Source organism: Gilliamella sp. BG7, from assembly GCF_046635565.1.
Classification (GTDB): Bacteria; Pseudomonadota; Gammaproteobacteria; order Enterobacterales; family Orbaceae; genus Gilliamella; species Gilliamella apicola_P.
On sequence record NZ_JBIDFB010000011.1, the window covers coordinates 15,853 to 29,464 of the forward strand.

The window sequence follows — 13,612 nt, forward strand, 5'->3', positions numbered from 1 at the left end:
CGCTAAAGGCTAGCACGAATATGCCTGAACTTTACACTCTTTACGATGTCAAAGAATCTACTGGGGATAATTTAAATTCCATTGTTACTACTGTTGCAAAGGAGTTATCTGCATACCACAAAATTGAAGTGGATAAAGATGCTATTGATGAAGCGATACATTTAACCTGTAAATATCGTGATAGTTTAGATTTAGGTTGGGCACAGCCTCAACGTGCTATTTCATTACTTGATCGTGCACTTGCTAGTTATCGTCAACTTACACATAAACAGCATCCAAAAATTGCTGAGTTAATGGGTAAGATCGAAAAAATTACTAGTGAAACAGAACAACATGATTTGCGACAGCAGCTTGAACAATGGCAGCAAAATTGGCAGAATTTAAAGTCTGAAATTAGCAAAACATATCAATATCAACGTGATGCTGAAACGTTACGCTTCAAACTGCAAGATGAAATCACCCAGTTACAAGAAGAAGAGGACAATAATAAAAATTCAGAATCAGTTACTATAAAGACATTTGCACAGTTAACAGCTGGAGGTTTTGACTCACTAGCAGTTTCTAAATTAAAGGAAAAAATTCGACAAATTGATGCAGAAATTGTACAAAATAATGAACAACATCAAAAATTGGTGATGCTAGCCAATAAAGATTTGCGACTAAATCGCCAAGAAGTAATTGCTGAATTTAGCAAAGTTTCAGGTATATCAGCAAACAAATTAGATGAGAATGAAATTGAAAACATGATTAATTTGGAGGCAAATTTATTATCGCGAATTTTTGGTCAAGATAACATTGTTAAACATGTCGCCAATTCGGTGAAGGTTGCTAAAGTTGACACGCTTGAAGAATCAGGCCCTGCAATGTCTTACCTATTTTTAGGCCCATCTGGTGTAGGTAGAACTGAAATGGCCAAAGCTTTAGCGGAATATGTTTACGGTGATGAAAAATCGTTGGTTCGCTTTGATATGTCAGAATATATAAAAACATGCTGTTGCAAAATTAATTGGTGCACCTCTAGGATATGAAGGATTTGAAGCAGGGGGAATTTTAACAAACTTAGTTAGAACAAAACCGGTTGGAATCTATTTATTTGATGAGATTGAAAAAGCACATCCTGATGTCTTTAATATCTTTTTACAGATCTTATCGGACCGACGATTAACCGATAATGTCGGTCGAACTGTCGATTTTTTTTGATATCATGATTATTATGACTTCAAATATTGGACAATCTTACTATTTGGATCCTAATCTTTCTGACGATGCTGCATGTGAATTAGCGACAAATGAACTGAATAATACTTATCGTTCAGAAATGCTTAATCGTTTTAATGGACGTGAAAATATTCTTCATTTTAAACGCCTACCAATGGAAGTTATTGAACGGATTATTCGTCGAGAAATTGACAAATTAAATCAATCATATAGTCATCGTGGCTACACTATCGAAATAAAAGATTCTTGTATCAGTACATTCTGTCACGATCATTATGATATCATTCGTGGTGCCCGAGGATTGCCTGGTTATATAAAAACCAATGTTAGACCATTTATTGTTAATCATATTTTGCAGAATCCTCATGATCAAGGAGTGTTTAAAGCAATTTATAATCAGCATACACACAGTTTTGATATGGAATTTTATAAAAATTAAAGAGAGATAAGATAGAGTTAGTTCTCTATAACCTTTATTAAGGAAAGTGATTGGTTTCGGGCGTTATTTAAATTTGGATAAAATATACCAATCAATAAAACGTTCGAAACCTAACAGTACAAAAAGTATTTTTATTTGAAACATTAAATAGAAAGATGTTGATAAAGAGTTATTACTCCAATAGAAATAAGTACTAACCCGCCCAAAAGCTCAGCCCGTTTACCAATTAAACAGCCAATTTTATTACCCAATAATAACCCAATAGTAACCATTAAACAGGTTGCTATCCCAATCATTGTTGCAGCAAAAAAGATATTGACGTTTGCTAATGCTAGTCCAATCCCAACAGCAAATGCATCTATACTGGTTGAAATTGCTGTGAAAATTAACATTAGAAAAGATTTTTTTGATGATGTTAATTCACGGCAATTTCCATCTGACTGTTTCTGGCTGTTATATATCATATTAATGCCTAAAAATAGCATGACAATAAATACAACCCAATGCTCCCATTGTTCAATATATTGCAACGCAATATAACCAACTAACCAACCAAGCAAGGGGGTAATAGTCTCAACAACACCAAATAGAATACCAATTTTTAATGCGCCTAAAATTGGTGTTGATTTAAGTGAAATCCCACGACAAACGGCGACAGCAAAAGCGTCGGTTGACATTGCTAGTGCTAATAATAAAATAGCCCAAAAATTCATGACATATATTCTTGCTTATAATTATTAAAAATTTATTACTATTATAATAATGGCTGATGATTTATTTATTTGTTACTGAAAATAGATAATTTGCTATTTTTTTATCACCTTTGTTTTTATAAAGTTCAGCTGTTTTTATAACGTTGTCTCGACGATTAGCATCATATTGAAAAAGTTGCTTAAACATTAAGTCAGCTGTTTTTTTATCATTATTTTGGATTGCACAATAACCATATTGTTCATAAGCATCAGCTTTCCAACGATGACGATCGAACTCAATACTCTGTTCAAATTGTTTTTTTGCTTCTTGATAACGATCTCGACCACATAAAAAAGAACCATAATGAACATGATATAATCCATTACTTGGTTGTATTAGAGTAATACGTTTGTAAATCATCTCGGCTTCGTTGTATTCACCAACATGTTGATCAAACATTGCCATGGCTAACATAACTTGGGGATTATTTGGAGAGTATTGTGCAGCTAATTTTAGATTATAATGTGCTACTTTAATATTTTCTTCTGACTCATTTGCTTTAGCAAGATATCCTAATCCAAGTCGCATCCTAGCCAAAGCGGCTTTTTCTGGATCAAATTCATTGTTGGTTTTCATTTGGCAACCCGCTAATACTATCATCAAAAAATAGCTAGATATAATTAACAATTTCTTCATCTATCTCTCCTTTTTATAAAGATTTATCCTTATGCTGTTTGCTTAATAAGGTTCTGCTTTTTATAAAGAGTTCTTTTAGTGCGGTCAACAACTTCACCAGCTAACTGGCCACAAGCAGCGTCGATATCATCCCCCCGTGTTTTACGAACTATTACGGTAAATCCATATCTCATTAATGTTTTCATAAAGCGATCAATTCGAGTATTTGAACATCTTGAATAAGGCGCACCAGGAAACGGATTCCAAGGAATTAAATTAATTTTGCTAGGTACATTTTTTAAGAATTGAGCAAGCTCATGGGCATGTTCAATGCCATCGTTAATTTGATTAAGTAATACATATTCAATAGTTACTTTTCCGTGATTTGCGTTTGAAGAAGAAAGATAACGCAAAATTGAATCACGTAGCATAGACATATTGTACTTTTGGTTAATTGGCATAATTTCACTACGAATAGTATCATTAGGGGCATGAAGCGATATCGCTAGCGCCACATCAATCATACCGGCTAGCTTATCTAAAGCGGGAACAACCCCTGATGTCGATAAAGTTACACGCCTTTTTGATAAACCATAGCCAAAATCATCTAACATAATTTCCATAGCTGGTGCAACATTAGATAAATTCAGTAGCGGCTCACCCATACCCATCATAACTACATTAGTAATGGGTCTATCTGCTAATTTTCCTGTGACTCCAATTGCATTTGAAGCACGCCATACTTGGCCAATAATTTCAGAAACGGTTAAATTACGATTAAATCCTTGCTGAGCAGTAGAACAAAATTTACACTCTAATGCGCAACCTACTTGTGATGAAACACATAATGTTGCTCGATCACGTTCAGGAATATAAACAGACTCAATAAGTTGGTTATTACCAACATCAAGTGCCCATTTTATTGTGCCATCAGAAGAACGCTGTTCTATGGCAATCTTAGGAGCTTTAATTTCTGCTAAAGTCTTTAGTTGTTCACGTAGTTTTTTATTGATATCCGTCATTTGATCGAAATTATCTATACCAAAATGATAGATCCATTTCATTACTTGATCAGCTCGAAACGGTTTTTCACCAAGTGATATAAAAAACTCTCTTAATTGTTGGCGTGTGAAGTTTAGTAAATTTATTCTTTCGTTTATAGAATTAGTTTTATTAAGATTCATTGTATTGGCAGCGTCTAAATAATTTTCAGACGCATTAGATGTAGATGTTGTTAACATAAGGCCTCGTTTTTACACATTGTGGCTATTTCATTTTTTAGGAAAAGGATTATACTGTTTTTAACTTAATCTGGCTAATAGAATATTGGCAATGTTTGAAAGATGAAAAAATCAACGATATTAAAAAAAATAGGTGGCTTGACTTTAAACTTATCTTTACTTCTATTTCCTAATTTTACCATGGCACAACAGATCACATTAAATAAATTGATTGGACAGTTTGACGAAAAAAAAGATAATGGTTTCATCGCTTTAGACTCGACTATACTACCTGTTAATAAAAAAGGAATGTATCTACAAAAAGAACCAACCGAACAACTTATAAAAGCCTACAATGACTTTCAAAAAGTTCACCCAGATATTCCTTTTATTATAGTAAGCGCAACGCGAAATTACACTTACCAAAACGGTATTTGGCAACGGAAATGGGATACTTTATCAACTAAAATAAATGATCCAGAAAAAATTGCTGAAGAAATTCTAAAATTTTCGTCAATGCCTGGCACCTCAAGACATCATTGGGGAACAGATATTGATATTACCAGTGTTTCATCAACATATTTTAAAGATGATAAAAAAGGCATCATTCTATATAAATGGCTTCAAAAAAATCTATCTAAATATGGATTTTGCCAAGCTTTTAATGAGGGACGCAAAGGTGGGTATCAACCTGAAGAATGGCACTGGTCATATAAACCTATCGCTAGCCAATATATTGACCAATATAAAACTATATTGAAAAGTGAGCCAGAAGTTATTATAAAAGCTTTAAGTTTTATAGGGCACGATAAAATCAGTCTGGAAAGCCTTGTTAAAGAGTATGTATTAACTGTTAATCCCGATTGTTATTAATATATTTTTATTATTAAAGTTTTCTCCAATAAGGCAAACATATTGTTACAACAAGACCACCACCATCACGATTAGTTGCTTGGATAGTACCGTTATGCATAATGACAGTCTTTCTAGCAATTGCTAGCCCTAGACCATAACCTTTACCTAATTGTGGAGACTGAATTCGGACAAATGGTTCAAAAATACTGGATAACTTATTTTCTTCAACACCAGGACCTCGATCTTTAACCTCAATTTGTAAATACTTACCTGTTTCTTTTAGTGAAACTTCTACGGCTTGCTCAGCTTTTGAAAAACGAATAGCATTGCGGATAATATTTTCAACAGCACGACGTATTTGTTCTGAGTTACCTTTAACAATTGGATGAGAAATAGATGATAAAGTAAAATGTACTTCAATTAACTGGTGATTAGCTTCATAATTAGCATCATTGATTACTACACTTATTAAGTCTTTTAAATCAAAATATTCATCAGTACGATTATTCATTTCAGCACGGGAATAATTTAGAATTTCTCCAATTAACTGATCTAAACGTTCTGACTCTAACTCTATTCTAGCTAAAGATGTATCAATATTTTGTTTATTTTGTTGAGCAAGTCCAATTGCTAACTGCAATCGAGCAAGAGGAGTTCTAAGTTCGTGAGAAACATCATGAAGGAGAGACTGACGATCAGAAAGCAAGATATTAAGTTGCTCAACCATCATATCAAAATCTTTTCCTAATTCACTAAGTTCGTCACGTCTAGGTTTTAGTTTATTGAATAATCTGACAGAAAGATCTCCTTGAGATACCTTGAAAAAGCCTTGCCTTAATAATCTCATTGGTCTAGTTAAATTCCATGCTAGAAAAAGACTAAAAACAAGTCCAACGCATATGCCAACTAATACAATTGGCAATGGCATGTTAAACAATGCCTTTTTAACATGATCCTCTTTATCCTCTTTAAATGAAACAGAATAAAGAGTTCCATCAGGGGCGACTGTCATACGCTGATAAGCATATGTAGGTGTTTCTAATTCATCGGTTAAAATATTAACTTGATCATTCAGAGGGGAAACTAATTTTATTGACAACAAATTTCTCTCTCGTTCGGGTAAATGTGCTATAAAATTAAGTGTTTCATCCTCACCTGCCACATGTAATAGCTGAGCGATCATATCGACTTTTGTGGGTAAATGATTGAGGAATCTTTGATTTTTATTTTCTACATAAATAGAAAACGCAATCCAAGTCAATTCGAAGGTAAGACAAAAAATGACCTCAAACATGATGAGTATTTTCCAAAATAATCGATGATTCATATCAAGCCTATTAATTCATTAACGAATACGATAACCGACAGCTCTAATCGTTTCTATTGTCACATCATTTTGTGCAACTTGATGTAATTTTTGGCGAATATTGCTAATATGAACATCAACACTACGATCGTAAAGTTCTCTTGCTCTCCCAAGCCCAATTTCAGATAATTCTTCTTTAGTTACTACACGCTCGCTATGTTTTACTAATAAAACTAATAAATTAAACTCGGTTGATGTCAGATCAATCACTTGTCCATTCCAAGTACAAAGTCGTTGTGGTAGATCTAACATTAAACCATTAAAATGGTATTTTTTATCATCAACCATTTCGACCGAACGTTCATCAAAACGTCGCAAAACTGCACGTAATCTTGCTAATAACTCACGCGGATAACATGGTTTTGGAATGTAATCATCAGCACCTAATTCCAAACCCAAAACGCGATCAATATTATCACCTTTAGCAGTTAACATAATAACAGGCATATTACATTGTTGACGGATGCTTTTAAGGACATCAATACCATTAATATCTGGTAACATAACGTCTAAAATTGTTGCACGATATTTACCTGATAGCGCTTCATCAATACCATTTTTGCCTAAATAGACACTTTTGATATTAAAACCTTCATTAGTCAAATATTCGCTAAGCATTTGTGATAATTCTATATCATCATCTATTAATAAAATATTTATCATAATCGCCATCGTTATCCAATTATAGTTATTTATATTATTGCAATAATTAAAAAAAAGTCAGGCTATTTTACTAAAATATTACATATTTTGAACTATTCCTGATGCTTTAATTTACTATTTTAATAATGTAGAAAAGAATTATGTTACTTATACTATGTAACATAAATTTTAACCTAAAAATATAAGTAATTGAGCGTTGATCATACAATCACATAATTCAAGTCTCAATAAGATATAATAAAATAATATTTATATGATTTTTAAATTTTTTATTCATATAATTTATACTTTATAAATAAAATATAGAGATAAAAAATGAAACAACAAGTGATCTGGTAAGAATAAATTTTGTGAGTTTCTAAGTTTACTTAATTTAACTTGTACAAAGACAGTATTTATACTGAATATCATCATATTATATAAATGGTTTTATTGAAAATACATTAAATTTATACCATTATCGATTCATATGTGACCAATTGGCGTATTTTTTAAAAATTATACTGGACAATTTTATTTTTTATGCGTAATATTTCGTCCTGCTTATATGGTGGCTATAGCTCAGTTGGTAGAGCCCTGGATTGTGATTCCAGTTGTCGTGGGTTCGAATCCCATTAGCCACCCCATTTTATAGAATGAAAAAATATCTAACGGCGAGTAGCGCAGCTTGGTAGCGCAACTGGTTTGGGACCAGTGGGTCGGAGGTTCGAATCCTCTCTCGCCGACCAATTTTCAATAAAAAGCCTGCTTGTTGAGTGGGCTTTTTTATTATCTTATAAACAGTTAACTGGTGCTTGAAGATTGATACAATTTATAGTGGCATTGTAAAAACCTAATTTTTATTATAAAACTAACGTAGGAAATTATGCTACTTTTTTAGGATGTTATATTCAATGGGCATCATGTTATTTAATGCCTTATGCAGCCTTTCAGTATTATAAATGGTTAGCCATTCTTCAGTTACTCTCCTTGCTTGCTCTAGATTATTAAAAAGATATAAATCTAACACTTCGATTCAATAAGTTCGGTTAAATTTTTCAATATAACCGTTTTAATATGGGCTACCAAGCCCAATATAATCAATGGTGATACCGTGTGATTTTGCCCAATTGATAAACGTTTTCCCCCGTAAATTCTGAACTATTATCGACTCGTATTTTTAACGGATACCCATAACATTCAGCCAACTTGTCCAAATAGAGAACCACTCTATCGTCAGGTAAACTGACCGCAATATTAATATCTAATGCTTCTCGATTCAAGTCATCAATAACGTTGAATCTTTTAAAACGGCGTTGATTTTTGGCTACTGTCACTCATAAAATCCATTGACCAATATTTATCCTATTTATTAGGACGCGATAACTTTTCAGGGGTTCTGAGGGGAATATGTTTTTTAGCTATATCGCTTATATAAAAGTAATCATTGAATCATCGGGTAATTTAGGTTGATAATAGTAGGCACAACTATTTAATCTCACAATAGCACAGCTCTTGTCAACTAAGTTTGATTTAGTGGCTTATAGCTCTTTTGCCCATATTTTTCGTTCCTTGGTGGTTACTACGGCTTTTTTATGATTTCTTCTTGAAGCTGCTAAGTGTTTGATATCTGAACTTTCTATACCGCCGTATTTTTCTCGCCATTTATAAAAAGTGGAGTTGCCCATGCCATATTTACGGCAAAGTTCTTTAATGCGAATAACAAATTCAGCTTCTTTTAATATCGATACGATTTGGTGCTCTGCTATTTTTTCATGTGTCAATCCTCTTTTACTTTTATCATAGAGAATTTTCTACGTCAGTTGTGTACTAAAAATGGGGTATTTACAATAATTATCACAATAATATTTGTTTATAATAATACAAACAACAGAAATAAATATCTACGTTTAGCTTACTTAAACTTTCATTCTAATCAAAAATAATATAAACGCATATAACACCACGTTATCAATTCGTTGCCTACAAAAATAATTCTTATCGGACTTGTTTTATGGCGATATTTTGTTTTAATAGATAAAAATATTTCTTTATATAACCTCTACTTATAGGAAATAAATTATGAAAAATGTTGGTTTTGTCGGATGGCGTGGAATGGTGGGTTCTGTTCTTATGCAACGTATGGTTGAAGAACATGACTTTGATTATATCAATCCTGTATTCTTTTCTACTTCTCAAGCAGGTCAAGCAGCTCCTATCTTCGGTGGTAAAACAGGTACATTACAAAGTGCAGATAATATTGATGCATTAAGAGCATTAGATATTGTTGTGACTTGCCAAGGTGGGGATTATACCTCTGAAATTTACTCTAAACTACGTGCAACTGGCTGGCAAGGTTATTGGATTGATGCAGCATCGACTTTACGTATGGCAGATGACGCAATTATCGTGCTTGATCCAGTGAACAAAGCTAATATTGATACTGCGTTAGATAAAGGCATTAAAACCTTTGTAGGTGGTAATTGTACTGTGAGTTTAATGTTAATGTCTCTTGGTGGTTTATTTGCTGAAAACCTTATTGATTGGATTTCCGTTTCAACTTATCAAGCTGCTTCGGGTGGTGGTGCTCGTCATATGCGTGAACTGCTCACCCAAATGGGGATGCTAAATGCTGAGGTGACAAAAGAGTTACAAGATCCCCATTCTTCTATTTTAGATATTGAGAGAAAAGTGACCCAAAAAATGCGTGATGGTAGTTTACCAACTGATAATTTCGGTGTGCCATTAGCAGGAAGTTTAATTCCTTGGATCGATAAGGCACTTGATAATGGCCAAAGCAAAGAGGAATGGAAAGGGCAGGCAGAAACCAATAAAATTTTAGGTACCAACCAAGTTATTCCAGTTGATGGGCTTTGTGTTCGTATTGGAGCACTACGTTGTCATAGCCAAGCTTTTACTATTAAATTAAAAAAAGATATCAGCGTCCCTGAAATTGAAAAACTGCTTGCAGCTCATAATGATTGGGTGAAAGTCGTGCCGAATGATCGTGATCTTTCGATGCGTGAACTTACCCCAGCAGCAGTAACAGGCACTTTAACAACACCTGTTGGGCGCTTACGTAAATTGAATATGGGAAAAGATTACCTTTCTGCTTTTACTGTTGGTGACCAATTATTATGGGGGGCGACTGAACCATTACGTAGAATGTTACGCATTTTAGCCTAATTAGAAATAAAATAGAAAAACCCGATAAATCGGGTTTTTTATAACAATAGATTATGGCTCTTTATTATTCAACAACGTCACTAATAGTGATCCATTAAATAAAGCTTGTTGCACTAATGCAAATGCGCCAATTGCTGAGCTATCGTTAAGGGAAGAACAAGTGATAGTCAGGTTTTTCCGTAATCCCTCTAAACTTTGAGCGTTTAATGCACTATTAACAGCAGTTAATAGTATTTCGGGCGACTTGGTAAGTTCTCCTGCTAACACAATTCGCTGTGGGTTAAAGATGTTAACCATAATTGCAACTGCTCTACCAAGATTTTCACCTGCATCCTTAACTAACTTAGTAGCTAGTTCATCGCCTTGATTAGCATACTGACAGATATGATATATATCACAGTATTCTAATGTTAACTTCGATACATAACCTTGCTCAATCATCTGTTTAGCTCGGTATTCAATTGCTTTATTTACAACTCGGTTTTCCAAGCAACCGAAGTTACCACAATGGCAACGTTCACCTAATGTATCTACTTGAATGTGCCCAACTTCACAAGCGCTTTGATTGTGGTTTGTAAGCAACTGTTGATTAACGATAACACCAGAGCCTACCCCGCGATGTACACGGATTAAAATAGAATCATCAACATGTTGTGTTGAACCAAAATAACTTTCAGCTAATGCTAGACTTTGGATATCATTTCCTAGAAAAATAGATACATTGAATTCCTTTTGTAGTATCTCGCCTAAAGCCCACTCTTTTACTTGAATATGTGGAGTGTATCGGACAATGCCATTAACTGAGTCAATCAAGCCAGGGAGTACAATAGATATTGCAACTAAATATTTTATTTTTTTGCTGTTTACCTGAATAAATTCTTTAATCAATGCAATTAAATATTCTTGAACTTGTTGTTGAGTAAAATTGATAAGTGAGCATCTTTTTGATGTAAGGCATTTAGCCCCTAAATCAAAAAGCTCTATTGTGACGTGGGATCGACTTAATTGTACGGAAATTGCTTGGTAATGTCCAAACTTAGCTTCGATTGAAACTGCAGGCCGTCCCCCCGTTGATTGTTGTGCATCAACTTCTTTAATTAATTTTTTTTTAAGAAGTTGACGGGTTATTTTGGTAATGCTTGCAGGGGCTAATTGGCTGATTTCGGCCAATTGAATACGAGAAACAGGTGCTTGCTGAACAATCAAACGGTAAATCATTGCATAATTTAGCTGTTTGATTAATTCAGCATTGCCAACTAAGTTCAGATAATTGAATTCCATATATTACTCAATGTTTTTCATTAATTAACTGATATTCTAGCGACTCACTTCTCCATTAACAACAGTTTTAATTATTGTAAAGTCACGATTAAATACAACAAGGTTCGCAATTTTACCCTCACTAATACTACCAAGATTTTTATCCACTCCGATTGCTTTGGCAGGATAAAGTGTTGCCATTCTTAATGCTTCATCTAATGCAATACCTACATATTGAACAGCATTTTTTATTGCATCAATCATAGTTAATGCTGAACCACCAAGTGTGCCATTTTCATCAATACAGCGGCCATCTTTATAATAAATGGTTTTGCCTGCAAATACGCCTGATTCTAAATTAGAACCTACAAGTAACATTGCATCAGTAACTAAAATTAAATGATTTTGTTTTATTTTGTGACTATTGCGAATATTTGCCCAACTGACATGTTGACCATCAGCAATAATGCCTACATAAACTTCAGGTTCATCATAAATTGCGCCAACTACGCCAGGTTCGCGCCCAGAAATATAAGGCATGGCATTAAATAGGTGGGTACCTAAACGAATGCCATCGTTAAATCCACGACGACAATCATCGTAGTGACCATTCGAATGCCCAACAGATACATGAATACCTGCGTTAACCAATTGTTTAATGAAATGACTTTCAACTTTTTCTGGTGCTAAAGTTATAATTTTAATCACATCAGCATTTTCGCATAGAAAATCAATCATTTTTTGCGATGGTTGGCGGATAATATTTTCGTCATGAATGCCTTTCTTTTCAGGATTGATGTAAGGACCTTCAAGGTGTAAACCTAGTGCTTGGTTAGGATGCAAGGTCAAATATTCACGCATCACTTCAACTGCCTTTATCATAAATTCATCAGTTGATGTAATTAATGTAGGCAAATAGCTAGTACAGCCAGAAATAAGATTTGTGGCCTGCATGGCTTCTAATGTTTCAACGCTCAGTGCATCAAGCGTTTCATTAAATTGCACACCACCACAACCATTAACTTGGATATCGATAAATCCAGGTGCAACAAGTGCACCTTGTAAATTTTCAATTTTGAAATCTGTAGGTAATTCGTTTTGTTTACAGACTTTTGTAATTTTATCACCATCAATAATAACAGCGTGGTTATCAAGGATCTCATAACCTGTATAAAAACGGCAATTTGTTAATGCATACATTGAATTATCCTTTATAAAACGGTCACTTTAAGATTATCAGCTTCCATTTGTTTAAAATATTTTAGTGTTTTCACTTTCAGATCATCAGTACTTGGTTCATCACAAACAATAATTGATGCAGGATGCATTTGTAGTGCAGTGACAGTCCAAAGGTGATTAACAGACCCTTCAACACCAGCTTGTAATGCTAAACTTTTATTATGACCACAAACTAATAAAATAACTTCCTGTGCATCCATTAAAGTTGCAACACCAATGGTTAACGCATGTTTTGGTACTTGATTCACATCATTATCAAAAAAGCGAGAATTAGCAATGCGTGTATCTTCAGTTAATGTTTTGATGCGTGTACGTGAACAAAGTGAAGATCCTGGTTCATTAAAAGCGATATGTCCATCTTGACCTACCCCCCCAACAAAGATATTAATTTTACCGTAAGCTTTGATCTTCGCTTCATATTGACGGCACTCTTGCTCAATATCTGGCGCATTACCATTTAATATATGGATATTGTTCTTATCAATATCAATATGATTGAAAAAGTTTTCGTACATAAATGTGTGGTAGCTTTGTGGATGCTCTTCTGGAATACCAACATATTCATCCATATTAAAGGTTACAACATGTTTAAAGCTGACGTTACCTGCTTTATATTGTTTAATTAATTGTTGATACATAACTAATGGTGAACTACCTGTTGGCAGCCCCAATAAAAATGGACGATCTGCGGTAGGCTTAAACTCATTAATTTTATTAACAATACGCTGTGCAACCCAGGCACCGACTTCTTGTGCATTTTCTAAGGGAATAAGTCTCATGTGCTGTTACCTCTTGTGATATAATTAAAAACTTTTTTCT

General features: G+C 33.9%; 14 protein-coding genes, 2 tRNA genes and 1 pseudogene. 6 read left to right on the plus strand and 11 right to left on the minus strand.

All coding sequences use genetic code 11. From position 1 onward, the window contains the following. Window positions 1–20: 20 nt before the first annotated feature. Together ACGH49_RS08090 and ACGH49_RS08095 are read left to right on the plus strand one after the other, a co-directional pair. A pseudogene (locus tag ACGH49_RS08090) lies at window positions 21–1,200 on the plus strand (AAA family ATPase). Further along, window positions 1,172–1,657: an ATP-dependent Clp protease ATP-binding subunit gene (locus ACGH49_RS08095; RefSeq protein ID WP_065607094.1), complete on the plus strand. Its 486-nt coding sequence runs from the start codon at window positions 1,172–1,174 to the stop codon at window positions 1,655–1,657. The pseudogene ACGH49_RS08090 and the gene ACGH49_RS08095 overlap by 29 nt, the downstream one beginning before the upstream one ends. Before the next feature lie 143 nt (window positions 1,658–1,800). Here ACGH49_RS08095 and ACGH49_RS08100 read toward each other — a convergent pair whose 3' ends face one another. The 3 genes from ACGH49_RS08100 to ACGH49_RS08110 form a co-directional block, all read right to left on the minus strand. Beyond that, complete coding sequence (locus ACGH49_RS08100) at window positions 1,801–2,370, minus strand: manganese efflux pump MntP family protein (protein WP_065607092.1); 570 nt, start codon at window positions 2,368–2,370, stop codon at window positions 1,801–1,803. A 61-nt stretch (window positions 2,371–2,431) separates the two neighbouring features. Beyond that, on the minus strand, window positions 2,432–3,046 hold the full coding sequence (locus ACGH49_RS08105) for a hypothetical protein (RefSeq protein WP_411588966.1): 615 nt from the start codon (window positions 3,044–3,046) through the stop codon (window positions 2,432–2,434). Between the two features lie 29 nt (window positions 3,047–3,075). Further along, complete coding sequence (locus ACGH49_RS08110) at window positions 3,076–4,209, minus strand: bifunctional tRNA (adenosine(37)-C2)-methyltransferase TrmG/ribosomal RNA large subunit methyltransferase RlmN (RefSeq protein ID WP_304363218.1); 1,134 nt, start codon at window positions 4,207–4,209, stop codon at window positions 3,076–3,078. Between the two features lie 159 nt (window positions 4,210–4,368). On the opposite strand from ACGH49_RS08110, the gene ACGH49_RS08115 reads away from it, so the two are divergent. Then, entirely contained in the window at window positions 4,369–5,118 is a 750-nt protein-coding gene (locus tag ACGH49_RS08115; RefSeq protein WP_411588967.1) for a M15 family metallopeptidase, read from the plus strand. Window positions 5,119–5,131: 13 nt separating this feature from the next. Here ACGH49_RS08115 and ACGH49_RS08120 read toward each other — a convergent pair whose 3' ends face one another. After that, complete coding sequence (locus ACGH49_RS08120; RefSeq protein WP_218058615.1) at window positions 5,132–6,394, minus strand: ATP-binding protein; 1,263 nt, start codon at window positions 6,392–6,394, stop codon at window positions 5,132–5,134. A 51-nt stretch (window positions 6,395–6,445) separates the two neighbouring features. After that, the gene (locus ACGH49_RS08125) at window positions 6,446–7,126 is read right to left on the minus strand and encodes a response regulator transcription factor (RefSeq protein ID WP_411589006.1); all 681 of its coding nucleotides are present in this window, start codon (window positions 7,124–7,126) and stop codon (window positions 6,446–6,448) included. 553 nt (window positions 7,127–7,679) lie between these two features. On the opposite strand from ACGH49_RS08125, the gene ACGH49_RS08130 reads away from it, so the two are divergent. Both ACGH49_RS08130 and ACGH49_RS08135 read left to right on the plus strand, forming a co-directional pair. Continuing rightward, window positions 7,680–7,755: transfer RNA gene (locus ACGH49_RS08130), tRNA-His, on the plus strand. A gap of 25 nt (window positions 7,756–7,780) precedes the next feature. Next, a tRNA-Pro gene (locus ACGH49_RS08135) sits at window positions 7,781–7,857 on the plus strand. Window positions 7,858–7,997: 140 nt separating this feature from the next. On the opposite strand, the gene ACGH49_RS08140 is transcribed toward ACGH49_RS08135, so the two are convergent. The 3 genes from ACGH49_RS08140 to ACGH49_RS08150 all read right to left on the minus strand — a co-directional run bounded on the left by ACGH49_RS08140 (window position 7,998) and on the right by ACGH49_RS08150 (window position 8,892). After that, window positions 7,998–8,138 (minus strand): integrase core domain-containing protein, encoded by a 141-nt coding sequence (locus tag ACGH49_RS08140; protein WP_411588968.1) that lies wholly within the window; start codon window positions 8,136–8,138, stop codon window positions 7,998–8,000. A gap of 70 nt (window positions 8,139–8,208) precedes the next feature. Further along, window positions 8,209–8,445 carry a hypothetical protein gene (locus ACGH49_RS08145; RefSeq protein ID WP_411588969.1) on the minus strand — a complete coding sequence of 79 codons (237 nt, stop codon included), beginning with the start codon at window positions 8,443–8,445 and terminating at the stop codon, window positions 8,209–8,211. Window positions 8,446–8,649: 204 nt separating this feature from the next. Then, window positions 8,650–8,892, minus strand: a complete 243-nt coding sequence (locus ACGH49_RS08150) for a transposase (RefSeq protein ID WP_065607082.1) — start codon at window positions 8,890–8,892, stop codon at window positions 8,650–8,652. Window positions 8,893–9,190: 298 nt separating this feature from the next. On the opposite strand from ACGH49_RS08150, the gene asd reads away from it, so the two are divergent. Further along, window positions 9,191–10,294, plus strand: coding sequence for an aspartate-semialdehyde dehydrogenase (gene asd / locus ACGH49_RS08155; RefSeq protein ID WP_411588970.1), 1,104 nt, complete (start codon window positions 9,191–9,193; stop codon window positions 10,292–10,294). 51 nt (window positions 10,295–10,345) lie between these two features. Here asd and ACGH49_RS08160 read toward each other — a convergent pair whose 3' ends face one another. From ACGH49_RS08160 to nagB, 3 genes are read right to left on the minus strand one after another with little or no spacing between them, the layout of a single operon-like run. Further along, window positions 10,346–11,575 (minus strand): ROK family protein, encoded by a 1,230-nt coding sequence (locus ACGH49_RS08160; protein WP_411588971.1) that lies wholly within the window; start codon window positions 11,573–11,575, stop codon window positions 10,346–10,348. Window positions 11,576–11,611: 36 nt separating this feature from the next. Continuing rightward, window positions 11,612–12,754, minus strand: a complete 1,143-nt coding sequence (nagA, locus tag ACGH49_RS08165; RefSeq protein ID WP_411588972.1) for an N-acetylglucosamine-6-phosphate deacetylase — start codon at window positions 12,752–12,754, stop codon at window positions 11,612–11,614. 11 nt (window positions 12,755–12,765) lie between these two features. Continuing rightward, entirely contained in the window at window positions 12,766–13,572 is an 807-nt protein-coding gene (gene nagB / locus ACGH49_RS08170) for a glucosamine-6-phosphate deaminase (RefSeq protein ID WP_065607074.1), read from the minus strand. Between the last annotated feature and the right edge of the window lie 40 nt (window positions 13,573–13,612).